Here is a 23,971-nt window from a genome sequence, read left to right as displayed (position 1 = left end):
AAAATACTCACACCACACACAAACCAACCAAACCCCAAGAGGCGGTTGATCATTCGCGGATGTGAAGTACCAAAAAATATTTGGCACTGACATTCATCGACACACTGTTGAGTTCTCAAAGAACACGCACACACCATCGCTTCAAACTGGTTGAAAGCTCCGGGGCAAGGGTTACAATCTTAGCTTGTTCGCTCCCAGGAAGCAAGTTCCCGTTGAGCGTGAATGTCTCCGACTTCGTCCAACCGCGTGTCCCCGGCCTCTCGGTCGGGGTTGGTGTCCGTGTCGCTCTGACTTGGACAAAGTTACGCGAATGAAAACTGAGCGTCAAACGTGCAGGTCGCAGGTGTTCGCCAGGTTAAATCCGCTGGTAGCCCGCCCGCAGACGGGCCACCAACGGCCACAGGAGCCCCGCGAGACAACTGTGACCCCACACACGTCAGTTCGAAAGTATTTTCACGCCGGCGAAATTGCGCTTTCCGCGCCGGACGACCAACCAGCTGCCGTGAAGCAGATCGGATGCGGCGGGCTCCCAGTCGTCGGCCGACACCTTCTGGTTGTTCACCGAAGCGCCGCCTTCCTTCACTGCGCGTCGAGCAGCTCCCTTGCTCTCACACAAACCGCTCGTCACAAGCAGATCGATGATCGTGCGCGGCTCCCCCGGCGCCAATTCGCTGACAGATGCTTCCTTCAGCGCCGCGGCGAGCGTCGACTCGTCGAGTTCCGCCAATTCCGCCTTGCCGAACAACGCCTGGCTGGCGAGCTCGACGGCGCGAGTGTTGTGTTCTCCGTGAACCAAGGTCGTCATCTCCGCAGCCAATCGCTTCTGCGCTTCGCGCGCATGCGGACGCTCCGCCGTTGCCGTCTCGAGTTCCGCGAGTTCGTCTGCGGTCAGGAACGTGAACCAGCGCAGGTACTTGATCACGTCGGCGTCGCCGGTGTTCACGAAGTACTGGTACCACGCGTACGGGCTGGTCATCTCGGGGTCGAGCCACAGACTGCCGCCACCGGTCGACTTTCCGAACTTCTTCCCATCAGCCGAGGTCACCAGCGGAACGGTCATTGCGTGAACACTCTCGCCGTCGACACGACGGTTGAGTTCGACGCCCGCGATGATGTTGCCCCACTGATCGGACCCACCGACCTGCAGAGTGCAGCCGAGATCGCGTCGCAAGTGCAGGTAGTCGTTGGCTTGGAGCAGCATGTAGCTGAACTCGGTGTACGACATCCCGTCCGACTCGAGACGACGCTTCACGGTGTCACGCGCAAGCATGACGTTCACGGAGAAGTGTTTGCCGACATCACGCAGGAAGTCGATGGCCGACATCTTGCCGGTCCAGTTCATATTGTTCTCGATGACCGCACTCGTCGGTGAATCGTCGAAATCCACGAATCGTTCGAGCTGACCACGGATGCGACCTGCCCAGTCCGCGACGGTATCGGCGGAGTTCATCGTCCGTTCCCCGACGTCACGGGGATCACCGATCAGGCCTGTTGCACCACCGGCAAGAACGATCGGCCGGTTACCGGCACGCTGAAACCGCTTGAGCGCGAGGAGCGGAACCAGGTGACCTGCGTGCAGGCTCGGCCCGGTCGGGTCGAAGCCCGCATACAACGTGACCGGTCCGGCCTCGAGATCTTTACGCAAAGCGTCGAGATCAGTTGATTGGGCGATCAGCCCACGCCAGGTCAGTTCGTCGAGAATATTCTCAGTCACGGACTCGATCATCCCATCTTCACGAAATGACCGGCGCTCGCGGGCTTCGGCGGTACGCGGACACCGCTCGCGAGTCCGGAATCCAGAGGCGCCACGGGACCTCGGCCGCAGTACTGACCCCCACCCGCGGTCCACTGACCCATTCCTTCGACTCCCCCAATTCGAGCCGAACCCGCGAAGCGGGGTTGAACACGTCTGTTCCGTTGTCCGCCAACGTGATTGCAACGGAAGCGCCGAGATTACCTGGCCCTCTGGCCCATTGGTGAGATGGTCGATCCGGCGATCTCCGAGCCGACACCACATCGTGACCGGCCTCGATTTCGGCCGCTCGGAGCAGAACACCACCCGCGACACCATCCGGGCCGTACGAGATGTTCATACAAAAGTGCATTCCGTAGTTGCGGTAGACGTAGAGACGGCCCGCCCGCCCGAACATCACGCTGTTCCGCGGCGTTTGCCCCCGATACGAATGTGCTGCCGGATCTGGCCAGGGCCCGTCCTTCTCCCCTCCGTACGCCTCGACCTCGACAATCCTCAGCGAGATGTCGTCGACGATCAAGGTCGAGCCGAGAATTGTCAGGCCCGCTTCCAACGGGTTCTTCACATTTTCCAAGGTCTCGATACTCACCCTTCGATTGTGCCCACGCCGTTGACTCATCGGTCGGCCGAGTCGCATAATTCAACAAGTGATGAATTATTGAAATGAGGCGAACCGTGACCACCACGCCGGCAATAGACATCCGCGGACTACGAGTCATTCGCGGCAAGCACGAAGTTCTTCACTCACTCGACCTGCAGGTTTCGGCAGGATCGATCACCGGACTGCTCGGCCCGTCCGGCTGCGGCAAGACAACCCTGATGCGCGCGATAGTCGGAACCCAGATCGTCGAAAGTGGTGAGGTCAGAGTCCTGGGCGACCTCGCGGGGTCCGTTGCCCTTCGCCGCCGGGTCGGATACGTCACCCAATCCCCCAGCGTGTACGGCGACCTGACGGTCACTCGAAACGTCCAGTACTTCGGAGCTCTGTACGGCAAGTCCGGCGCAGACGTCGCAGCAGCGGTCGACGCCGTCGGATTGAGCCGATACGCCGACCGGACCGCCGCCGATCTGTCCGGAGGTCAACGCGGTCGAGTCTCGCTGGCATGCGCGTTGGTGGCATCACCTGATGTGTTGATCCTCGACGAACCGACCGTCGGTCTCGATCCGGTGCTTCGTGTCGAATTGTGGGAACGATTTGCCGACCTTGCTCGCAGCGGAACCACCCTGTTGGTCTCCAGCCACGTCATGGATGAGGCCGACCACTGCGCTGAACTGATCCTGATGCGAGACGGGCATCTCCTCGCTCAACTCACACCCGATGAATTGCGCGCCAAAACCAGATGTGAACGCCTCGAGGACGCCTTCCTCGAGCTGATTCGGACTTCACCCGTCGGAGGCGAAATATCATGAGCATCAGGATCTTCGGTGCTACGACCGTACGCATTCTGCTTCAGCTCCGCCAGGACCATCGCACGGTGGCCATGATCTTGTTGGTCCCGTCGTTGTTGATGATTTTGCTGTATTTCCTCTACCAAGACGTACCCACGCCGCCCGGCCAGGTTTCACTGTTCCAACGGGTGGCGATCACCATGCTGGGAATCTTGCCGTTTGTAGTCATGTTCCTGGTCACGTCCATCGCCATGCAGCGCGAACGCAGTTCAGGAACACTCGAACGCCTGCTCACCACACCGATGGGCAAACTCGATCTTCTGGCGGGATACGGCGCGGCATTTTCGCTCTCGGCCGCCGCTCAGGCAGCTCTCGCGTGCGCGGTTGCTTTCGGATTTCTCGGACTCACCATCGCCGGCAGTCTTGCCTGGGTCATCGTCATTGCAGTTCTCGGCGCAATACTCGGCGTTGCGCTCGGCCTGTTGGCCAGCGCATTCGCGAAGACCGAGTTCCAAGCGGTGCAGTTCATGCCGGTAGTTGTGGTCCCCCAACTGTTCCTCTGTGGACTCCTGGTGCCCCGCGATCAATTGCCGACCTGGCTCGAATGGATCAGCAACGTCCTCCCCTTGAGCTACGCCGTCGACGCACTTCAGCAAGTGTCGATGCATGCCGACGCGACGGGTCAGATGTGGCGTGATCTCGCCGTCATGGCGGGCTTCGCCGCCGCAGCACTCTCGCTGGCCGCGGCAACACTCGATCGCCGCACTCCATGACCGACAACGACACGGCGCCCGCACCGGCACCGATTCGTTCGGGGCGACGACCGGGCAAGTCGGAGACTCGCGCGCAGATCCTCGATTCGGCGCGACGGGCGTTCTCCCAGAACGGTTTTCGACGAACAACCGTTCGATCGATAGCTGCGGCCGCTGACGTCGATCCGGCCATGATTCATCATCATTTCGGAAGCAAGGAGCAGTTGTTCACCGCTGCGATCGCGCTACCGATCGATCCAGTCCAGGTATTGGGACCGGTTCACGCCTCTCCGACCGAAAATCTCGGCGAAAATCTACTCAGAGCAGTGATCGGGCTGTGGGAATCGGAACACCAGCCGGCGATTCTGGCGGCTTTTCGATCGGCGGTTTCCGGCGACGGATCGCAGCTGATCCAGAGCTTTCTGCTCGATGTCGTATTGCGCGACATCATTCCGCGGGTGGACACACCACCTGGTACCGGCTTGATCAGAGCGGAATTGGTGGCATCTCAGATGGCCGGACTGCTGGTCACGCGATATGTGCTCGGACTCGAACCACTCGCATCATTGAGCGTTGACGCTTTGGTACCGCTGGTGGCTCCGAACCTCCAGCGGTACCTGACCGGTGAATTACCGATCTAGCCTTCAGCCCGCGCGAGCAACTTCTCGTGCTCGTCGTCCGCCACATCGCGTGCCTCGTCGATCAACAGAACTGGAATGCCGTTCTCGATCGGGTATGCACGCCGCAGGCGCGGGTTGTAGAGCAACTCGTCCCCGACCAGCAACAGCGGGCCTTTGTCCTGGGGGCAGGCCAAAATGCTGAGCAACGTCGAATCAATAGCCACGTGAGTCCTCTCGAACCGATCAAACAGAATGTCCTCAGGCTACCGTGCTCCGGTGCCCACCCTCGTCGGCATCAACTGCGCGGCAATTGCCTTGGTCAGCCGCTTGTACGACTGCGTCTCGGAATCGAGGAACCAGGTCCGTGGTCCTGGCGCCGGCAATCCGGCGGCAGCTAACGCAGTGGAGCTCGGACGGTACGACGAACCCACCGGGATCTCGTCTACCACGTGCACGATATCCGGGCGCGCATCAAAAGCGATGCGCGAGAGAGCCTCCGCAAGCTCGGCGGAACGGAACTGCCGCCCCGGACGCCATGTCACGGCAGCGACCGCCAGCTGATGCGGCGCGTCACCGACGCCGTATGCGACGGCAAGATCCACCCGCGCCACACTCGACAACGCGTCGACGATCGGCTGGGTGAACACGGGACCGCGGAGCGTCGAAATGACCGTGTTCTTGTGATCGATCAGCCAGTAGTCGCCGTCGGCGTCCCGGCGGAAGAGATTCTCCGTGGGAATCCACGAATCACCCGCTTGGAAGAGTCCCCGCATGGCTCCGCCCGAGAGATCGGCAGTGAATCCCGCGCGCCCGAGTAGCAACCCGACTTCGTCTTCGGCGCACTCACGGACAAATCCGTTTCCATTTTCGAGGAGCCGACCACTCAGCGGGTCGTATGCCGCCAACCGCACCTGCGCGCTACCCGGCAACGGGCGGCCCTTGGAACCAACTTTGGAGCCCGCGACATTGGCAAGAATCACGTCACCTTCGGTCGACGCATAGAACTCGAGCACCTGCGCGGGGTCGAACGCCTCCGTGGTCCGCTTCCACAGCCCGTGAGGCATTCCCGAACCGATGAACAGTCGGACCGGATGGCTACCGTCGATGAGAAGAAGATCCTCGTCGAGGATCTCGCGCATCATCGACCACGTGTAACTCACGACGGTCACACCGTAGCGATGGATTTCCTCGACGAATCGAGCCGGATTCAGTCCGCGTGAGAGCGCAATCCGTGAGCCACCGGCCATAGCGCCACCGATGGTCGCGAGCAGACTCGACGAATGATGGAGTGGTGCAAGGCAGTACACGGTGTCACCGCGATCGAGATCTGCCGCCGTGGCCGTTCCGAAGGCCGACAGTGCCCACCGGTAGTTAGTGATCTGCTTGGCTTCGAGCACACCGCCCGATTCCGCAAAGATGATGAATGCGAGTTCACGGGCGACGCCGGGATCCGGCCGGTACCAACCGGGCAGATTGACCTTCGTCGGATCGATTTGTTCGAGATCGATCACGTCGTGTGACGGATCCACCTCGAGTCCGCGGGCATCGCCGCCGCCGAGTACCAAGACCGGCCTACCGGTAACCACTGCAGCGTCGACGTTCTCCGGATCGGTGATGATCCGATCAACCGATCCCAACTTGACCGCCGCCGAGATGTCGGACCCCGGCGGAAGCATGACGGCAACGGCACCGAGGCGCGACAGGGCCGCGATGGCCGCGAGCGCGCTGGGGCGGGTCTCCATCAGGACACCGACGTGCGCTGCCGGACGTACTCCCACAGAAATCAATCCACGCACGACATTGTCGATGCGGGCGTTGACCGCTTCATAGGTGTGCACACGATTGTCGAAGAGGAAGCACTCGCCGTTCGGCGCTTTTCGACGCTGCTCCGCGAGCAATTGACTCAGCGAGATCTTGGTGTGCGGCTGAATTTGGTTGAGTCGCGCAAGACGTGGCAACGCGCGTGCCGCTTCACCGGACAATTCGAAAGTCCCGCGCAACGCACCAGCTGCAAGGTCACTGATTCCTTTGGTGACTCCTGCACCTACTTCAGCGACCGAGGCGACGGTGTGGATGATCCGATTGCTGATCGACACACCGGTCTGGTCTTCGAGGTCGGCGCCGTAGACCATGTTCGCGATACGGTCCGGGAGGGGTCCACCCGTCTCGGTCCACTGCACGAATTCACCGGTGGTCGGCCAGGTGTGATTGGCTGCGGTGGAACCGACAACCAATCCGAAATGACCTGCGCGCAAGGTAGATTCGTAGACCTTGGCCCGCGGCGCTGCCTGGCTGATCCCACGAACCGCCTGAGGTTGACCGATGTCGTCGACCTCGCCGACGAATGCCAGGATGGGGCAGGTGATCTCGGCGAGCGAGACCAATTGATCCTTGATGACAAAACCACCGGTCATCATTCGGTTGTGCACGATGAACTGCTTGAGCAGTTCGGCAACCGCGGGCCCGGACCACGCGACCCAACCCTCGGTCGCGAGGAAGCGTCGCTGCTGCTCCCTCGGCAGCAAAGCCTCACGGTCGTGCAGTTGAAGCAGGAAGTCGACGCGCATCTTCAACGTCTTCACGGGATCGAGCAACTGGAACCCGGTGCGAGCCATCCACCCGGTGACCGCCAGGCGATTGAAGACGTGATCGGCGAGGAAATCCGCACCCTTGGTGGCCAATCCGGCCGGGATACCGAAGGGCAACGCGGCGAGTGTGTCAACCGGACTGCCGAAGGTGATGACGCTGGCGATGTTTCGACTACGCCGATACGCGGCAGCTTGATAGGCAAACATGCCGCCCTGCGAATAGCCGGAGATGTGAACATCTTTACCGGTGTGACGGTGGATGTGGTCGATGATGTCGCTGAGAGCGATGATGTGATCGGCGAGATTGCGATCCCAACCGCCCTCTTCGGAGTCGGGCGAACCAAAATCGACTACCCAGGGGTCCAGGCCCATCTCGTGCAGAATTCCCACAGCACCCTGGTCGCGGGTCACGTCGTACACGTTCGCCGACATCATCATCGGCGGGATCAGCACAATCGGTGCACCGACGGTTTCCGGATCGCTGTCCGGGAAGTAGCGGCGAAGCCGGTACATCGCTGCGCGCTCGACGATCTCGAACGGCGACGTGGTCGCATCCGTTTCCAGCCCACCCAACCGGACGACCTCGAGGCCGTTTTGTGCTGTCGCAACCACCCGACGAATCGGGCCCAGCACAGACTTGGAATTCAATCCCACCATTTCACTCCCAAGTTACTCACCATGTGACGTCAGTCTCATTTTTCCCGCGCGCAACAAGCCTACTGACGACAAATACGCGTACGCGGTCAGGGAGCAAATTCTGCTCCCTGACCGCGTACGACCGAAGGACTACTGCCGAAAAGAGAGAGGAAACACTCGTGACCGCGAGGTCAGAGGGTCCATTCCCGCAGCGACTGCGCCACTGCTCGGACTCCGTCCAACTGTTCTGCTACCCGCACCCCCGCGGTGCCGCCTCGCGCATTACGCGAAGCGATGGAACCCTCGACTGTCAGCACCTCACGAACAGCGGGTGTCAGCGCGCTGTCGACGCCGGCCAGTTCCTCGTCCGTGAGATCTTCGAGTCCGACGCCTCGCGCTTCGGCGACACGCACACACGCTCCAGCAGCCTCGTGTGCAACCCGGAACGGCACGCCCTGACGCACCATCCACTCCGCGATGTCGGTGGCCAACGTGAACCCTGCCGGAGCAAGTTCCGCCATACGCGCGGTGTGGAACTCGAGAGTCTGCACCAGGCCGGTGATGGCCGGGAGCAACATCTCCAGCTGCGCAACCGAGTCGAAGACCGGTTCCTTGTCCTCTTGCAGATCGCGGTTGTACGCCAGCGGCTGAGCCTTGAGCGTCGCCAGCAGGCCGGTGAGGTTACCGATCAAACGACCAGACTTACCGCGCGTGAGTTCCGAGACATCCGGATTCTTCTTCTGCGGCATGATCGACGAACCTGTCGACCACGCGTCGGCAAGCGTGATGTAGCCGAATTCCGGTGTGCTCCAGATGATGATCTCTTCCGCCATGCGTGAGAGATCGACACCGATCATCGCAAGCACGAACGCTGCCTCGGCCGCAAAATCACGCGAAGCGGTTGCGTCGATCGAGTTCTCGGCCGAGCTGTCGAACTTCAATTCCGCTGCAATGGCTTCGGGGTCGAGACCGAGCGAGGAACCGGCAAGTGCACCGGAACCGTACGGGGACACCGCAGCTCGTACGTCGAAGTCGCGAAGACGTTGCACGTCGCGCAACAGCGGATGCGCATGGGCGAGCAGGTGATGTGCCAACAAGACCGGTTGAGCAGCCTGCAGGTGCGTCTTGCCCGGCATCACGGCATCCGGGTGAGCCCCGGCCTGAGTCGCCAATGCGTCGACCACGTCGAGAACGCCGGTGGAGATGCGGCGAACCGCATCCCGAAGCCACATTCGGAACAGCGTGGCCACCTGGTCGTTTCGCGAACGACCAGCACGCAGGCGTCCGCCGACCTCAGGCCCGACACGCTCGATCAGACCGCGTTCGAGTGCGCCGTGTACGTCCTCGTCCGAATCACTCGGTCCGAAGGCGCCACTGGCAACATCTGCCGCCAGACGGTCGAGACCGTCGAGCATTGTCGCGAGGTCGGCCTCGCTGAGCAGGCCTGCCTTGTTCAGTACGCGAGCATGAGCCTGCGACGCCCGCACGTCGTACGGAGCCAGAACCCAGTCGAAGTGAGTCGACTTACTCAGGGCCGCCATGGCGGCGGCCGGTCCGGATTCGAACCGCCCGCCCCACAACGCGCCCTCATTAGTGCCGTGTTTTTGGGCGTCTCCGACACCGTGCGCAGTCATTCTTTACAGACCCAGATCGCGCTTCGCGGCGACCTTCGACGACAGACCGTGGATCTCGACGAAGCCCTTCGATGCGGACTGGTCGAAGCTGTCGCCCTCGTCGTACGTTGCGAGGTTGAAGTCGTACAGCGACTCGGGGCTACGACGGCCGTTGACCGTGATGGCTCCACCGTGCAGGAAGAGACGGATGTCGCCGGTGACGCGTTCCTGCGTCTTCTCGACAAACGTGTCGAGAGCATCCTTGAGCGGGGAGAACCACAGGCCGTCGTAGACCAGCTCGGACCAACGCTGCTCCATCTGACGCTTGTAGCGACCGAGTTCGCGTTCGAGGGTGACGTGCTCGAGTTCCTGGTGAGCGGTGATGAGGACCATCGCTCCGGGAGCTTCGTAGATCTCGCGGCTCTTGATGCCCACGAGGCGGTCCTCGACGACGTCGAGACGGCCGACTCCCTGAGCGCCGGCGCGGCGATTCAGTTCCTGGATGGCTTCGAGGACGGAGACCGGACGGCCGTCGATGGCAACCGGGCGACCCTTGTCGAAGCTGATGATCAGCTCGTCGGGTGCGTTCCAGTTGGCCGTCGGATCCTCGGTGTAGTCGTAGACGTCCTTGGTGGGCGCGTTCCACAGATCCTCGAGGAATCCGGTTTCGACGGCGCGGCCCCAGACGTTCTGGTCGATCGAGAACGGCGACTTCTTGGACACGTTGATCGGGATGTTGTTCTCTTCCGCGAAGGCGATTGCCTTTTCGCGGGTCCACGCGTAGTCACGAACCGGTGCGATGACCGAGAGGTCGGGCGCGAGGGCGCCGAAGCCGACCTCGAAGCGAACCTGGTCGTTGCCCTTGCCGGTGCAACCGTGCGAGACGATGGTTCCGCCGTGCGAGCGTGCGGCCTCGACGATGTGCTTGACGATCAGCGGACGGCTGATCGCGGACACGAGCGGGTAGCGATCCATGTACAGGGCGTTGGCCTGGATGGTGGGCAGGCAGTACTCGTCCGCGAACTCGTCGCGAGCGTCGACGACAACGGATTCGACTGCGCCGCAGTCGATCGCGCGCTGACGCACGACCTCCATGTCCTCGCCACCCTGCCCCAGATCGATGGCGACGGCGACAACTTCAGCGCCGGTCTCCTTACCGATCCAACTGATGGCAACAGAAGTGTCCAGCCCGCCCGAGTAGGCGAGTACGACGCGATCGGCCATGGTTTTTGTGCTCCTTCGGTTGAAAATCTCTATCAAAGAATAAGGGGTCAGGCGAGCGATTCGATCATGGCCGCGAGTTCCGCTCCGGAAAGCGGTTCTCGGGCCACCACGAAGATGGTGTCATCTCCGGCGATCGTTCCCACGATGTCGGGCATCGAGGACCGATCCAGTGCGCTCGCGAGGTAGTGCGCGGCTCCCGGCGGTGTCCGGAGAACCGCCATGTTGCCGCTGAAATCGGTGGAGACCAACAGCTCACCCAACAGCCGTGAGAGGCGGTCGGTACCGCCGGACACACCGCGTACCGGGTTCCCGTCCTCCGGCACCACGTAAACACCGGCGCCGCCGTCAGCGGCACGCAGTTTCACCGCTCCCAGCTCTTCGAGGTCACGCGAGAGGGTGGCCTGCGTCGCTTCGATGCCCTCGGCACCGAGCAACGCCGCCAACTCCGTCTGACTTCGGACGGGATGCGCCGCCAGCAGCGCGATGATGCGCGACTGGCGACCGGCCCGAGTGGGAGCGACGCTCACGCCTGGTCCAGTTGGGTTCGCTGTTCCAGCAGCCACACGAGCAACGCCTTCTGGGCGTGCAGACGGTTCTCCGCCTCGTCCCAGACGACGCTCTGGGGTCCGTCGAGAACCTCGTCGGTGACCTCTTCGCCGCGATGGGCCGGCAGGCAGTGCAGGACGACAGCCTTCGGATCTGCTTTGGCGAGCAGTTCCTTGTTGATCTGGAACGGGCGGAAAGGTCCGACCCGATCGAGCCCGTCGTTCTCCTGACCCATCGAGGTCCAGGTATCGGTGACCAACGCGTCGGCACCGACGACGCCGGCCTGCGGGTCCTGCGTCAGCGTGATGGTTGCACCGGTTTCCGCGGCGCGTGTGCGCGCTGCTGCCACTACCCAGTCCGCCGGTTCGAAGCCAGCGGGACTTGCGATGGTGACGTCGATGCCTGCGGTGACTCCGCCGAGCATCAGCGAGTGAGCCATGTTGTTGGCGCCGTCGCCCAGGTAGGTCAGCTTCAGTCCCTTGAGCTCACCCTTCTGCTCGATCAGCGTTTGCAGATCGGCCAGAACCTGACAGGGATGAAATTCGTCGGACAACGCATTGACGATGGGAATCGTTGCACCCGTTGCCATTTGCTCCAAGCGCTTCTGGCCGAACGTGCGCCACACGACGGCGTCGACATAGCGGGAGAGTACGCGCCCGGTGTCCGCCAACGTCTCTTCACGACCGAGTTGGGTACTGCGCCCGTCGACGACGACGGCGTGGCCGCCCATCTGCGCGATGCCCATCTCGAACGAGAAACGTGTACGCGTCGAGTTCTTCTCGAAGATGACGCCGACTCCGCGAGGACCCTCGAGTGGACGCCGAGCGAACGGGTCCTTCTTGAGAATCGCAGCGAGTTCCAGAACTTCGGCCTGCTGCGCCGGAGTCAGATCGTCGTCCCTGAGAAAGTGTTTCACCACGGTAGTCACTTCTCCCCCGGCTGGTCAGCCGATAGTGCACTGTCGAAGATGGCAGGTAGTGCTGCCACGAAGGTTTCGGCCTGCTCATCCGTGAGGATGAGCGGCGGCGCCAACCGGATCACTCCGGGTTGCGCTGCATTCACAAGGTACCCGGCTTCGCGCGCGGCATTTTCCACCGCCGGCGCGACGTCCTCGGTCAGCACGACACCCAGCAACAGTCCTGATCCCCGTACGTAGTCGACCAACGGATGGCCCAGATCTTCGATGCCCGCCGAGATCGATTTGCCCAAGCTGTCGGCGCGTGAGATCAGGTCTTCCGCTGCAATGGTTTTCAGCACGGCAAGCGCCGCCGCAGCGCACACCGGATTGCCACCGAACGTCGTACCGTGCTTGCCTGGTCCGAACAACTCTGCCGTTGCTCCGGTCGCGATGCAGGCGCCGATCGGCATTCCGCCGCCGAGTCCCTTCGCAAGAGTGATGACGTCCGGCACGATGCCGACTGCCTGATGTGCGTAGAACCAGCCGGTCCGGCCGATGCCGGTCTGAACTTCGTCGAGTACGAGCAGCGCCCCGCGTTCGGCGGTGATCCGCCGAGCCTCGACGAGGTATCCCTCGGGTGGCACCACGACGCCGCCCTCACCCATGATCGGTTCGAGGAACACAGCAGCGGTGTCGGAATCGACTGCCCGCTCCAGAGCCTCGACATCGCCGTACGGCACGAACTCGACACCGGCGGGCATCGGTTCGAACGGCGCCCGCTTGGCCGGCTGACCCGTCAGAGCGAGTGCCCCCATCGTGCGACCGTGGAAAGAGCCCTCGGCCGCGATGATCTTCTTCCGACCAGTAGCGCGTGCGAGCTTGAAGGCAGCCTCGTTCGCCTCGGTACCGGAGTTGCAGAAGAACGCGCGCCCGGTGACGTTGCCGAGATGAGCGAGCAACTGCTCCGCCAACTCGACGACCGGCTCGCTGGCGTACAGGTTGGAAACATGGCCGAGTGTCGACAACTGAGTAGTGACGGCTTCGACGACGGCCGGATGTCCGTGTCCGAGGATGTTGACGGCGATTCCGGCAAGGAAGTCGACGTACTGCTTGCCGTCGGCGTCGGTGAGTACGGCGCCGTCACCGCGGACGAGAGCAACCCGGGGTACGCCGTAATTGTTCATCAGCGAAGCGGACCACCGCTGCTGCAGATCGATCGTGCTCATGAAGTAGCTCCCTGCTGGGGACCGGCGACCGAGGAGCCGGGCACGACCATCGTGCCGATTCCTTCACCGGTGAAAAGTTCGAGTAGGACTGAATGTTCGAGCCGGCCGTCGATCACGTGCGCCGACGGCACACCTCCGCGCACCGCGCGAAGGCAGGCCTCCATCTTGGGCACCATGCCGGCATCGAGACTCGGCAACAACTGGGCCAGGGCGTCGGTGTCGATTTCGGTGGCCAGCGAGGATCGGTCCGGCCAATCGGTGTACAGGCCTTCGACGTCGGTGAGGACAACGAGCTTCTCGGCACCGATCGCCTCGGCCAGTGCGGCAGCAGCAGTATCGGCGTTGATGTTGTGGACGACGCCGTCGGCGTCGGGCGCGATGGTCGAGACCACCGGAATGCGTCCTGCCGCAATGAGATCGAGTACCGCGTCTGGGTTCACGGTGGTGACGTCTCCGACCAGGCCGATGTCGGTCTGCTCCCCCTCGACCGCAACAGTGCGTCGAGTTGCGGTGAACAGGTGCGCGTCTTCACCGGAGATACCGACCGCGTACGGACCGTGCGCGTTGATCAGGCCGACGAGTTCACGGCCCACCTGACCGAAGAGCACCATCCGGACGACGTCCATCACCTCGGGCGTCGTGACCCGGAAACCACCGCGGAACTCACCCTTCATGCCAAGGCGTGCCAGCATCGCGTTGATCTGCGGGCCGCCGCCGTGCACGACGACGGGGTGGATGCCGACAGTCCGCAGGAACGCCATGTCCGCGGCGAAGGCGGTCTTGAGTGTCTCGTCGATCATGGCGTTTCCGCCGTACTTGACCACGACCACCTTGTCTCGGAATCGCTGCAGCCACGGCAGCGCGTCGGCGAGGACATGCGCCTTCTGATGCTCGCTGATCACGGGATACGTCTCGGTCATGACGAGTACGCCGAGTTCTCTTCGACGTACGCGTGCGAGAGGTCCGTGGTGCGAATGCTCACGGACTCGTTGCCGATTCCCAGGTCGATGTCGAGTTCGATGTCGATCCCGCTCAGGTCCACCTCACGCGCTCCCGGAGCGCCGACGCCGTCGATGCAGACGGGACTCCCGTTGAAGGACACACTGATTCGATCGGGATCGAGCTCGATGGGAGCGATACCCACTGCTGCGAGGACGCGGCCCCAGTTCGGATCGGATCCGAACAGTGCCGTCTTGACCAGGCTGTCGCGGGCGATGGTCCGAGCGCCGATCAACGCATCGGACTCGGACGCTGCGCCGCGAACCGTCACCTTGACCCGCTTGGTGACGCCCTCGGCGTCTGCCATCAACTGATCCGCGAGATCGTCGCACACTGCGAAGACCGCGGCGTTGAGTTCGTCCTGGGTCGGTGTGACACCGCTGGCGCCGGAGGCCAACAGGAGCACCGTGTCGTTGGTGGACGTGGCGCCGTCGACGTCGAGGCGATCGAAGCTCAGGTGGGTGGCGGCGCGCAGAGCGGTATCGAGCTGCTCGGCCGTTGCGACAGCATCGGTCGTGACGACGCACAGCATCGTCGCCAGTGCGGGCGCGAGCATGCCTGCACCCTTGGCCATTCCGCCGACGTTCCACTTGTTCGCGTGGTGCAGCGACGCCTGCTTCGGCACGGTATCGGTGGTCATGATCGCGTACGCCGCGTCGGTACCGCCGGAGATTCCGCCGGCCAGTTCGTGCACTACCTCGGTGACACCGGGGATCAGCTTGTCCATGGGCAAGCGGTCACCGATCAGGCCGGTCGAACAGACGGCGACCTCGATCGCGCCCGTCTCGGTTCCCCAATTGCTCAGTGCCGACGCAACTTCCTCGGCAGTCTTGTGCGCATCCTGGAATCCACCCGCGCCGGTACACGCGTTTGCGCCGCCCGAGTTGAGCACGACCGCGCGCAGCTTGCCCGTCGTCAAAACCTGCTGAGACCACAGCACCGGAGCAGCCTTGACCTTGTTCAGGGTGAAGACGCCGGCAGCGGCCAGATCGGGTCCCTCGTTGAGCACCAATGCGAGGTCCGACTTGCCACTCTTCTTGATACCGGCAGCAATTCCGGCACCGCGGAATCCGGCAGGTGCGGTAACGCCCTGTGTGCGGAGCAGACGTCCCCCGGCGACGTGAACCACGTCTGCAACTGTCGCGTCAGGCTCGGTTGCGTTGTAGATCTGCTGCGGATTGTCGGTGCTCACGGAGCTACTCCCACGGTAGAGAGACCTGCGGTCTCGGGTAGGCCAAGGGCGAGATTCATCGATTGCACCGCGCCACCGGCGGTGCCCTTGGTGAGATTGTCGATTGCCGAGATGACAACGAGCTGACCGGCGTCGGCGTCAACGGTGACCCCGATCTGCACGGCATTGGATCCGATCACGGCACCGGTCTGCGGGAAGACTCCGGCAGGCAGCACGTGGATGAACGGCTCGTCGTTGTATGCCTTTTCGTAGATTTCGCGCGCTTGCTCTTCGGTGGCCGTCGTGGCTGCCGTGCAGGTCGCGAGGATGCCGCGCGGCATGGGCGCGAGGACCGGAGTGAAAGAAACACTGATGTCCTTGCCGCCTGCGGCCGAAAGATTCTGAATGATCTCAGGGGTGTGGCGATGGACACCTCCGACACCGTATGCGCGGACGGAGCCCATGACCTCGGAACCCAGCAGATCGGCCTTCGGTGCCCGGCCGGCGCCCGAAGTGCCACTGACCGCAACCACGTTCACGTGTGAGTCCACGATCCCCGCGGCAACGGCGGGGGCCAGCGCGAGGCTCGCTGCCGTCGGGTAGCAGCCCGGAACGGCAATGCGGGTTGCGCCTACCAATTTCTCACGGGCACCGGGCAATTCAGGAAGACCGTATGGCCAGGTACCGGCATGAGTGCTCTTGTAGTACTTCTCCCAGGCTGCGGGATCCTGCAGCCGGAAGTCCGCGCCGCAGTCGATGATGACCGTCGACTCGGGCAGCAACTTGGCGTACTGAGCCGAATTTCCGTGTGGGAGACCGAGGAAGACGACGTCGTGACCCGAGAGGATTTCGACAGTGGTCTCTTCGAGTACCCGCGAAGAGAGTGGGAGCAAGTGCGGATGATGCTCACCGAGCGTCGAACCGGCGTTGCCACCGGCGGTCAGCGAACCGATCACCAGACTGCCGTCGGCGTAGGACGGGTGCCCGAGGAGCAGACGCAGAACCTCACCACCGGCGTACCCACTGGCGCCGGCAACGGCGACTCTGATCGGCTTGCGTGCGTTCTCGGTCGTACCACCTTCAGTCATGTCACACAGTATGCATCATTGTGCATCGGAATGCATAATTACTTACCCATGGATCGCCGGATCTCCTCGAGCTTGGCTTTTGCGGCCTTCTGGCGCTCGTCCCACTGCTCGTCCACGGACTTTCCGGCAGGACTCTCGTGTGCCAATTCGGCCGAACCTATGGAAGTACCGAAGCGCCCCTCTATCTTCTCCCGAACACGGTCGAAAGTGGGGACTCCCCCTTCGGTGTAGTCGGGTTCGGGAATTCTCGGGTCGGTCGCAAGTACCACCGGGACGTCGATGATCTCGTCGACCTCCACAACGGTGTCGGGCAGTTCAACTTCTTCGGCGTCGGTGATCGTGTTGTCGTCCTCTACACGGTGCGGCTCGAGGCTCGCGGCAGCGGTGTCCACCACGGAAAGAAGGACCGACAAGCTCGGACGACGCTCGACCACTGCGCGGACGACCGCGAGGAAGTCCTTGTCGTCGAGTGCACTGGCGGCCTCGACTACCTGGTGCACGGACCCATCGTGCTCGGACCCATCATGTTCGGGCCCATCATTTCGTGACACTGTCAGTCCCTTCTCGAAATGCCGACGGACAACTCCGATCCTTCCACGACTGTCTGCCGAAGGGGTCGGCGTGAGGCGAGGTAAGCGGCAAACGCGTCCTCGCTCGAATATTCGGGGACGTACCCGAACTGTTCCTTGAGCCGCCGATTGTCGAGAACGGGTCGGTACTGGAGAAATCCGACGCGCTCCGGACCGTGTTCCGTTACGCCCAATCGCCGTCCGACGCGTAGAACGCCTCGCAACAGCCATGCAGGAAGCGTCACCGTGCGCTTGCCCATCCGGGAAGCCAACTCGTCGACGGTCAACGAGCCGTCGCCCGCGACGTTGAAGATGCCCACTTGGTTTCCGGTCACGGCCTCCGCAAAAGCGCCCGCGACATCGGTGTGCCAGACGAACACGAAGGGGCTGTCGCTCCCGGCAACCTTGAGCAGCTTGCGGCGATCGAACAACGCGGTGATCTGATTGTCGACGCTCACACCCAAGATCGTGCCGATCCGGAAGACAACTTGTTCCAACTCCGGGTGTTCGACGCGATATTCGGCGAGCATCTCTTCGACCAGGCGTTTGTGGCGACTGTAAGTGAATTCGTCGTTGCCTCGGACAGGTACGTCCTCGGTGATCCACGGTGGGTTGTCGGAGTGGTAGCCGTACGCCGCTCCGGACGAAGACACGACGATCCGTCCAACCCCGTGTTCGACGCAGGCCGCGAGCACGTTTCGTGTCCCGTCGACGTCAACGCGGTACTCCTGCTCTGCTGTCGTGTTCTTGCCGGGATTCACGATGGACGCAAGGTGGATCACGACGTTCGGTCGGTACTGACCGAACACCCGCCCCAATTCTGTGGGGTCGCAGACGTCCGCCCTAACGCGGCGGATGCGATCGTCCGGCGTGTCCTTGACGGTGAGGTCGACACAGACGACGGTGATGCCCTGCGCGATCAGTGCGTCGATGACAGCGGTACCCAGGAACCCGTTCCCGCCCGTGACGAGTGCGACGGTCATGCCGGTACCGCCTTTCGGGCGCGTCGCTTGGACCAGATCGTCGCCAGAGCCAACCCGGCGATGATGTCCCAGATCCCCCACCAGCCGGCCACGACGGCCATGCCACCGAGCCCGTCGAAGAACGTGAACACCAGGCCAAGCCCCAGTCCGGCATTGCGGATGCCGACCTCGAAAGAGACGGCGCGACGGCTGTATTCGTTCAACCCGGTGACGGCGCCGCAGAAGTATCCCAGTGCGAGGGCAACCGTGTCGTGCAGGAAGACCGCGAGCAGTACCACCCCGATGTAGTCGACGAAGTACGACGCATTCCCTGACACACCCGCGACGATGAAGATCAACAACGCCACCAACGAACCGTTTTTCACCCAAGGCTGCGCTTTCGCGGCGATCTCCGGGAACTTTTGTGCCGCCCAGATGCCGAGAACGAACGGCACGCCGATGATCAGGGCGATTTGCGCGACCATCTCGAGCGCATTCAGGTTCACGGACTGCAACAGAGCGTCGGTCTCCGGGCGTCGGCTCCCCCAGAACGCGAGATTGAGCGGCATGAGGAAGATCGCGAGGACGTTCGACACCGCCGTCATGGAGACCGAGAGTGCGACGTCGCCGCCCGCCCGGTGAGTCAGGACATTCGAGATATTGCCCGGCGGGCAGCACGCCACCAGGATCATGCCGAGCGCTACCGAGGGAGCGGGCGAGAGAGTCAGCGTCAGCAGAAAAGTCACTGCCGGCAGCAGCAGGAACTGGGCAGCGATACCCACCGCCATCGCCTTGGGTTTGGTGAGCGCACGACGGAAGTCGTCGACCGAGGTGTCGAGGGCGATCCCCAGCATGATCGCGGCCAGCACCACGTTGAGGATCATCAACGATCCCGGGTTGAAGTTGAGCACCACGTCGTCGATCGGCATCACTGTCCTCCCTTCGTCAGAGCGGCATCGAGCAGTCCGATGTGCCGTCTGATCGCCGATCGGTAGGCGTCCTTGTTCACGTAGTAGGCCATTCGTCCCAGCTTCAGGTACTTGTATCCCCCGGACAGATCGGGAGGAGGACCGGCCGCCGCCGCCGAGAATTCCCGTGCCGCGGCGGGGGCTTCGGTACGTGCGATGATCAATTTGGCCACCAACTCGGCCTGCTCGAAACGGCCCTGCCACCCGAGACCGGATGCTTCGACCATGCCGAGAACAAAGAGATTGTCGTGGCGGCGACTCGCGACGTTGAGGAACAGGTCCGGGGCAGCACCCGACCAGTCCAGGTCCTCGCGCGCGATGAAGGGATAGTCGAGGTGATACCCCGTGGCGCAGAGAACGAGGTCGTAGTCGGCAGACGATCCGTCGACAAACCGCACCGTCTTCCCCTCGAACCGGTCGACGTCAGCGCGCACGTGCACGTCACCGTGCCCGATGTGGTGCAGGATCAACGAGTTCACGACCGGATGCGATTCGTAGATCTTGTAGTCCGGTGCCGGAAATCCGAACCGCACCGGATCTCCCGTGAACTGCTTGAGTACCAAGGTGTCGACGCGTTGTTTGATCCACGGCGGCAACGGCTTTCCCTGATTCAAGGTGTCCGAGGGTCGTCCGAACAGATACTTGGGGACGAAGTAGTAGCCTCGCCGAACGCTTAAATCGACGCACTCGGCCTGGTGGACGGCATCGACGGCGATGTCGCATCCACTGTTGCCCGCTCCGATGACCAGCACTCTCTTTTCGCGGAAGATCTCGGCGCTGCGGTACTCGCTCGTGTGCATCAACGTGCCGGTGAAGTTGCCCCGGAACGTCGGTACGTTCGGCTTCGACAGCGTTCCGTTCGCGATGATCACGCCTCGATACCGCGCGACTGTCGTCTCACCGCTGCGACTACGCGTGGTGACCTGCCACAGCGAATCGACCGGCGAAACGTCGATGACGGTAGTGCCGAAGGCAAAGTGCTTGCGAAGATCGTGGGTATCGGCGTAGTCGCGGAAATACTCGGCAAGTTCGACGTGGCTCGGGTAGTCGGCAACCGAATCCGCCATCGGGAACTCCGCGAATGCGGTGGTGCCCTTCGACGAAATGAGGTGCGCCGACTCGTAGACGGTGCTGTGCGGGTTGTCGATGTCCCAGAGCCCACCGACGTCGTCGTGGCTCTCGAAGCCGTCGAACGCTATGCCGGCTCGATCGAGGTTTCGTGCGCCGGCCAATCCAGACGGACCCGCTCCGATCAGCGCGTACTTGCCCTCTGTGCTCATGGGTCGAGCGTCGCAGATAGTTCGAATCTTGCGGCAATGTGCAGGATAATGACGTTATGAGCGCACTCGATGCCGACAACGATCGCGGGATAGATGAAATCGATCTGAGGATAATCAATGCGCTGCAGCTCGCACCGCGATCGAAGTGGCTTGCGTTGGCCGGCCCACTCGAACTCGACGCCGCGACTCTCGCCCGGCGTTGGAATCGACTGTCCGAATCGTCGTTGGCCTGGGTCACGGTTACTCCGGGGCCACAGGTGCTGGGCACCATCGTCACAGCGATCATCGAAATCGATTGCTCACCAGAACTTCTCGACACCGTCGCGGCACGTCTCACCGTCTTGGCCCACGCCGTGACCATCGAAGTATCGACAGGTAGAGCCGATCTGCTCGTCACAGCCGGTACTGCAGACTTGGCGTCGATGTCGCGCTTCATCTCGGAAGAGATCGCAACCATCGACGGCGTACTCGCGACACGAACCTCGATCATCACACGCTGGTTCACCGGAGGTGGGCGATGGAGACTCAATGCGCTGGCACCGTCCGAGAAGGGTGTGCTGACCACCAGCGAAAACCGTACTGCCGTGCGCGCTCGGTCGACCGGCATTTCCGAAAAGGATCGCAAGGTTCTCACGATCCTCGCCTACGACGGGCGCACTCCCATGAAGGAGTTGGCCGACGCGATCGGTGTCAGTCCGGCTGCGTGCAAACGCCAGATCGACCGGCTCACGTCTTCGGGGTTGGTGGCGCTGCGGTGTGAATTTGCCCGGCCGCTGGCCGGGCTTCCCGTGCTCGCCACACTGTGGTGCCGCGTCGAACCCGAACTTCTCGATACTGCGGGCCGATTACTGAGCCGAGCGCCGGAAGTCCGAAACTGTTTTGCGGTGGTGGGCGCCGACAATCTGGTGGTTCAGTTGTGGCTGCATTCTCCTGCAGAACTCGATGCATTCGAAATTCGTCTGCGCAAGGAGATTTCGGGGCTTTACGTCACCGAACGATCCATCGTGCTGCACCTGCGCAAACTGCTCGGTCACGTACTCGATCAGGACGGGCGCAGAACCTCGACGATCGCCCCGGATGTGTGGTTGCCGAGCCGCACCGATTCACCGGAAGACCGATAACACAACAGAGCCCACGACCACCGGGAGTGGACGTGGGCTCTGTGATCAGTTGAGTAGATCAGCCGCGCATCTGCGCACCGACGGCCTTGGAGGCAGCCTCGACCGCGGCATCGCGAGCCGCGCTTGCCTCGTCCTCGGTCAGTGTCCGGTCGACACCACGGAATCGCAACGCGAACGCGAGCGACTTGCGGCCTTCACCGACCTGCTCGCCCTCGAAGACGTCGAAGAGGCGAATGTCTTCGAGAAGTTCGCCACCGCCGGAACGCAGAGCTTCCTGGACCTTCGCCGCAGGAATATCGCGATCGACAACAACCGCCACGTCCTGGAGCACTGCGGGGAAGGGCGAAATGCGCGGCGCCGGCAGGTTCTCGACCAACGGCAAAGCGTCGAGGTCGATTTCCAGTGCACAAGTGCGCGCAGGCAATCCCGCACGCTCGAGAACAGCCGGATGCAGTTCGCCCGCATGACCGACTACGTTGCCGTCAACGACAACCTCGGCGCAACGGCCGGGATGCCACGGCAGGTACTGCGCCGCACGCAGTTCCACCTCGACGCCTGCTGCAGCTGCAATGACCCGCACTGCTGCAAAAGTGTCCGAAGCCTCGGCCTGACGGCCAGGACCCCAGGGGCCGCTCGGCTCACGCAAACCACTCAACACTGCAGCGATGTGCACGGGCTGAGCCGGCAACGACGCGATCAGGTTCGCGATCTGCTCGTCCGTCGGGCGACGATCCACCGGCAATGCATCCACCGGCTTGGTATCGGGGCCCGGCAGGACAACCTGCGCGATGCCGTACAGCGAAAGATCACGCTGACCGCGAGAAGCGTTGCGAGCCAGGATCTCCAGCAGACCCGGGAGCAGCGTGGTCGCCAACTCCGGACGATCGGCTTCGAGCGGGTTGAGGACCTTGCTGGTGTTGCGGCGCGGATCATCCGCGTCGAGGCCCCAGACGTCGAAGACGTTGGTGGGCAGGAAGACCGGAGGAAGGACCTCGACGTAACCGGCGTGAGCCACGGCCTTCGACACCGTGCGCTTACGCCGCTGCGACGGAGTCAATCCGCGTCCGGCCGGAGCAGCGGGAAGCACCGACGGGATCTGCTCGAGACCTTCGAGGCGAAGAACTTCCTCGACAAGGTCCGCAGGCTGCACCAGGTCCGGACGCCACGACGGCGGCGTCGCGACCAACTGGCCGTGTCCCTCTTCGCTGACGCCGACCTCGACGTTGCAGCCAACCTGGGTGAGGCGGCGAGCTGCGGTGCCGTTGGGGTACGTGACTCCGGCGACACGATCGGGCAGGTCGATATCCATGCGAATGGCAGCGCGAGGGGCAACATCGCCCACGTCGGTCAGGACCGGCTCGATCCGTCCGCCGGCAATCTCGACCAGCAGAGCGGCTGCGCGGTCGACGGCCGCGAGCGGAATCGCCGGATCGACGACGCGCTCGAAACGCTTGCTCGCCTCACTCGGCAGCTTGTGCCGGCGCGCCGTCTTGAAGACTGCGAGCGGATCCCAAGTAGCTCCTTCGAGGAGGATGTCCGTCGTTGCCGTTCCCACCTCGGTGGTTGCGCCGCCCATGACGGCAGCCAGCGAGATGACTCCGGAATCGTCGGCGATGACAACGTCTTCGGGATCGAGCGTGCGTTCGACGTCGTCGAGCGTCGTCAGCTTCTCCCCCGCCTTGGCGCGACGGACCACCAGGTCGCCCTGCACCGAGGTCGCATCGAACGCGTGCAGAGGCTGACCGAGTTCGAGCATCACGTAGTTGGTGACGTCGACGGCCGGCGAGATCGGGCGAACACCCGAGAGCAGAAGTCGACGCTGCAGCCACCACGGGCTCACTGCCTGCGGATCGATACCCGTGATCTTCCGCATCACGAAACGCGAAGCCTTGGACTCCGGTTCGAGGCGCACCGGCCAGGCTTCACCCTCAGCCGGGTGCGCGGGAACCGAAGCGGGATCGGCATATTCGAGATCGAAGCCGCACGCGAGCTCTCGCGTGAGACCGCGGACCGAGAAGCAGTAGCCACGGTCCGGGGTGATGTTCAGTTCGATGATCGTGTCACCGAGACCGAGCAACTCGTTGCCATCTGCGCCGGGTTCGGCGGTACCAGGCTCGAGCACCAAGATGCCCGAATGGTCTTTGCCGATACCGAGTTCCGAGACGGAGCAGATCATGCCGTCGGACACCTGGCCGTACGTCTTGCGAGTGGCGATTTCGAATCCGCCGGGCAGCACCGCGCCGGGCAGCGCAACGACGACGAGGTCACCCTCGTTGAAATTGCGTGCGCCACAGACGATGCCGCGAGGCTCGGGTTCGCCGACCTCGACCTGGCAGAAGCGGATCGGCTTCTTGAACTCGGTCAGTTCGGTGATGGAGACGACCTTGCCGACGACCAACGGGCCGTCGATCGCCTCGAGTGTGTCGAGTTCCTCGACTTCGAGTCCCACCCGGACGAACCCGGCGTCCAGCTCTTCCGGGGTCACCTCCCAGTCCGGAGTTGCCCGCTGCAGGATCTCGGTCAGCCAGGATTGCGCTACTCGCACGTCTGCTCAGCTCTCTCGTTTGT

At 62.8% G+C, this 23,971-nt stretch carries 21 protein-coding genes; 4 read left to right on the top strand and 17 right to left on the bottom strand.

Annotated elements, in window-relative coordinates:
- Positions 1–436 precede the first annotated feature (436 nt).
- Entirely contained in the window at positions 437–1,714 is a 1,278-nt protein-coding gene (tyrS, locus tag R4P70_RS27445) for a tyrosine--tRNA ligase (RefSeq protein WP_020907871.1), read from the bottom strand.
- Positions 1,715–1,733: 19 nt separating this feature from the next.
- Entirely contained in the window at positions 1,734–2,342 is a 609-nt protein-coding gene (locus R4P70_RS27440) for a DNA-3-methyladenine glycosylase (protein ID WP_317832735.1), read from the bottom strand.
- 86 nt (positions 2,343–2,428) lie between these two features.
- On the opposite strand from R4P70_RS27440, the gene R4P70_RS27435 reads away from it, so the two are divergent.
- From R4P70_RS27435 to R4P70_RS27425, 3 genes are read left to right on the top strand one after another with little or no spacing between them, the layout of a single operon-like run.
- Positions 2,429–3,163, top strand: a complete 735-nt coding sequence (locus R4P70_RS27435; RefSeq protein WP_020969718.1) for an ABC transporter ATP-binding protein — start codon at positions 2,429–2,431, stop codon at positions 3,161–3,163.
- On the top strand, positions 3,160–3,915 hold the full coding sequence (locus R4P70_RS27430) for an ABC transporter permease (protein ID WP_003944033.1): 756 nt from the start codon (positions 3,160–3,162) through the stop codon (positions 3,913–3,915). The genes R4P70_RS27435 and R4P70_RS27430 overlap by 4 nt, the downstream gene beginning before the upstream one ends.
- On the top strand, positions 3,912–4,535 hold the full coding sequence (locus R4P70_RS27425; RefSeq protein ID WP_047888968.1) for a TetR family transcriptional regulator: 624 nt from the start codon (positions 3,912–3,914) through the stop codon (positions 4,533–4,535). Before R4P70_RS27430 ends, R4P70_RS27425 begins: the two co-directional genes overlap by 4 nt.
- On the opposite strand, the gene R4P70_RS27420 is transcribed toward R4P70_RS27425, so the two are convergent.
- From R4P70_RS27420 to R4P70_RS27355, 14 genes are all read right to left on the bottom strand, one after another.
- Positions 4,532–4,738, bottom strand: a complete 207-nt coding sequence (locus tag R4P70_RS27420) for a Trm112 family protein (RefSeq protein ID WP_003944045.1) — start codon at positions 4,736–4,738, stop codon at positions 4,532–4,534. The two genes, R4P70_RS27425 and R4P70_RS27420, sit on opposite strands and share 4 nt — an antisense overlap.
- Before the next feature lie 39 nt (positions 4,739–4,777).
- Positions 4,778–7,759 (bottom strand): acyl-CoA synthetase, encoded by a 2,982-nt coding sequence (locus tag R4P70_RS27415; RefSeq protein ID WP_019748602.1) that lies wholly within the window; start codon positions 7,757–7,759, stop codon positions 4,778–4,780.
- A 170-nt stretch (positions 7,760–7,929) separates the two neighbouring features.
- Positions 7,930–9,372 carry an argininosuccinate lyase gene (gene argH / locus R4P70_RS27410; protein WP_317832732.1) on the bottom strand — a complete coding sequence of 481 codons (1,443 nt, stop codon included), beginning with the start codon at positions 9,370–9,372 and terminating at the stop codon, positions 7,930–7,932.
- Between the two features lie 3 nt (positions 9,373–9,375).
- Complete coding sequence (locus tag R4P70_RS27405) at positions 9,376–10,575, bottom strand: argininosuccinate synthase (protein ID WP_317832730.1); 1,200 nt, start codon at positions 10,573–10,575, stop codon at positions 9,376–9,378.
- Between the two features lie 47 nt (positions 10,576–10,622).
- On the bottom strand, positions 10,623–11,102 hold the full coding sequence (locus tag R4P70_RS27400) for an arginine repressor (RefSeq protein WP_019748604.1): 480 nt from the start codon (positions 11,100–11,102) through the stop codon (positions 10,623–10,625).
- Positions 11,099–12,049 (bottom strand): ornithine carbamoyltransferase, encoded by a 951-nt coding sequence (gene argF, locus R4P70_RS27395; protein ID WP_019748605.1) that lies wholly within the window; start codon positions 12,047–12,049, stop codon positions 11,099–11,101. Before argF ends, R4P70_RS27400 begins: the two co-directional genes overlap by 4 nt.
- Positions 12,046–13,245 (bottom strand): acetylornithine transaminase, encoded by a 1,200-nt coding sequence (locus R4P70_RS27390; protein WP_020969719.1) that lies wholly within the window; start codon positions 13,243–13,245, stop codon positions 12,046–12,048. The genes argF and R4P70_RS27390 overlap by 4 nt, the downstream gene beginning before the upstream one ends.
- Positions 13,242–14,165: an acetylglutamate kinase gene (argB, locus tag R4P70_RS27385; RefSeq protein WP_019748607.1), complete on the bottom strand. Its 924-nt coding sequence runs from the start codon at positions 14,163–14,165 to the stop codon at positions 13,242–13,244. The genes R4P70_RS27390 and argB overlap by 4 nt, the downstream gene beginning before the upstream one ends.
- Positions 14,162–15,373 (bottom strand): bifunctional glutamate N-acetyltransferase/amino-acid acetyltransferase ArgJ, encoded by a 1,212-nt coding sequence (argJ, locus tag R4P70_RS27380; RefSeq protein ID WP_020907877.1) that lies wholly within the window; start codon positions 15,371–15,373, stop codon positions 14,162–14,164. Before argJ ends, argB begins: the two co-directional genes overlap by 4 nt.
- Positions 15,374–15,432: 59 nt before the next feature.
- A complete protein-coding gene (gene argC / locus R4P70_RS27375; protein ID WP_019748609.1) occupies positions 15,433–16,503 on the bottom strand; it encodes an N-acetyl-gamma-glutamyl-phosphate reductase in 1,071 nt (356 codons plus the stop codon).
- 38 nt (positions 16,504–16,541) lie between these two features.
- Positions 16,542–17,003: a hypothetical protein gene (locus R4P70_RS27370; protein ID WP_021344370.1), complete on the bottom strand. Its 462-nt coding sequence runs from the start codon at positions 17,001–17,003 to the stop codon at positions 16,542–16,544.
- Positions 17,004–17,056: 53 nt separating this feature from the next.
- Complete coding sequence (locus R4P70_RS27365) at positions 17,057–18,055, bottom strand: SDR family oxidoreductase (protein ID WP_317832725.1); 999 nt, start codon at positions 18,053–18,055, stop codon at positions 17,057–17,059.
- Positions 18,052–18,963, bottom strand: coding sequence for a bile acid:sodium symporter family protein (locus tag R4P70_RS27360; RefSeq protein WP_317832724.1), 912 nt, complete (start codon positions 18,961–18,963; stop codon positions 18,052–18,054). The genes R4P70_RS27365 and R4P70_RS27360 overlap by 4 nt, the downstream gene beginning before the upstream one ends.
- Positions 18,963–20,282 (bottom strand): NAD(P)/FAD-dependent oxidoreductase, encoded by a 1,320-nt coding sequence (locus tag R4P70_RS27355; RefSeq protein WP_317832722.1) that lies wholly within the window; start codon positions 20,280–20,282, stop codon positions 18,963–18,965. Before R4P70_RS27355 ends, R4P70_RS27360 begins: the two co-directional genes overlap by 1 nt.
- Before the next feature lie 56 nt (positions 20,283–20,338).
- Here R4P70_RS27355 and R4P70_RS27350 point away from each other — a divergent pair, with 56 nt between their 5' ends.
- On the top strand, positions 20,339–21,403 hold the full coding sequence (locus R4P70_RS27350; RefSeq protein ID WP_317832721.1) for an Lrp/AsnC family transcriptional regulator: 1,065 nt from the start codon (positions 20,339–20,341) through the stop codon (positions 21,401–21,403).
- A gap of 58 nt (positions 21,404–21,461) precedes the next feature.
- On the opposite strand, the gene pheT is transcribed toward R4P70_RS27350, so the two are convergent.
- Positions 21,462–23,948: a phenylalanine--tRNA ligase subunit beta gene (gene pheT / locus R4P70_RS27345; protein ID WP_019748615.1), complete on the bottom strand. Its 2,487-nt coding sequence runs from the start codon at positions 23,946–23,948 to the stop codon at positions 21,462–21,464.
- Between the last annotated feature and the right edge of the window lie 23 nt (positions 23,949–23,971).

Origin of the sequence: Rhodococcus sp. IEGM 1241, assembly GCF_033142365.1 — a bacterium.
Lineage (GTDB): Bacteria > Actinomycetota > Actinomycetes > Mycobacteriales > Mycobacteriaceae > Rhodococcus_F > Rhodococcus_F erythropolis.
The sequence above is the reverse complement of the archived record's forward strand: the minus strand, read 5'-3'. Positions and strand labels throughout refer to the sequence as shown.

What these genes read in the sequence shown, in the direction of transcription:
- R4P70_RS27430 (WP_003944033.1), top strand. Translation starts at nt 3,160, where the DNA reads ATGAGCATCAGGATCTTCGGTGCTACGACCGTACGCATTCTGCTTCAG.
- R4P70_RS27425 (WP_047888968.1), top strand. Translation starts at nt 3,912, where the DNA reads ATGACCGACAACGACACGGCGCCCGCACCGGCACCGATTCGTTCGGGG.
- R4P70_RS27415 (WP_019748602.1), bottom strand. Translation starts at nt 7,759, where the DNA reads ATGGTGGGATTGAATTCCAAGTCTGTGCTGGGCCCGATTCGTCGGGTG.
- argH (WP_317832732.1), bottom strand. Translation starts at nt 9,372, where the DNA reads ATGACTGCGCACGGTGTCGGAGACGCCCAAAAACACGGCACTAATGAG.
- R4P70_RS27405 (WP_317832730.1), bottom strand. Translation starts at nt 10,575, where the DNA reads ATGGCCGATCGCGTCGTACTCGCCTACTCGGGCGGGCTGGACACTTCT.
- R4P70_RS27390 (WP_020969719.1), bottom strand. Translation starts at nt 13,245, where the DNA reads ATGAGCACGATCGATCTGCAGCAGCGGTGGTCCGCTTCGCTGATGAAC.
- argB (WP_019748607.1), bottom strand. Translation starts at nt 14,165, where the DNA reads ATGACCGAGACGTATCCCGTGATCAGCGAGCATCAGAAGGCGCATGTC.
- argC (WP_019748609.1), bottom strand. Translation starts at nt 16,503, where the DNA reads ATGACTGAAGGTGGTACGACCGAGAACGCACGCAAGCCGATCAGAGTC.
- R4P70_RS27365 (WP_317832725.1), bottom strand. Translation starts at nt 18,055, where the DNA reads ATGACCGTCGCACTCGTCACGGGCGGGAACGGGTTCCTGGGTACCGCT.
- R4P70_RS27360 (WP_317832724.1), bottom strand. Translation starts at nt 18,963, where the DNA reads ATGCCGATCGACGACGTGGTGCTCAACTTCAACCCGGGATCGTTGATG.
- R4P70_RS27355 (WP_317832722.1), bottom strand. Translation starts at nt 20,282, where the DNA reads ATGAGCACAGAGGGCAAGTACGCGCTGATCGGAGCGGGTCCGTCTGGA.
- R4P70_RS27350 (WP_317832721.1), top strand. Translation starts at nt 20,339, where the DNA reads ATGAGCGCACTCGATGCCGACAACGATCGCGGGATAGATGAAATCGAT.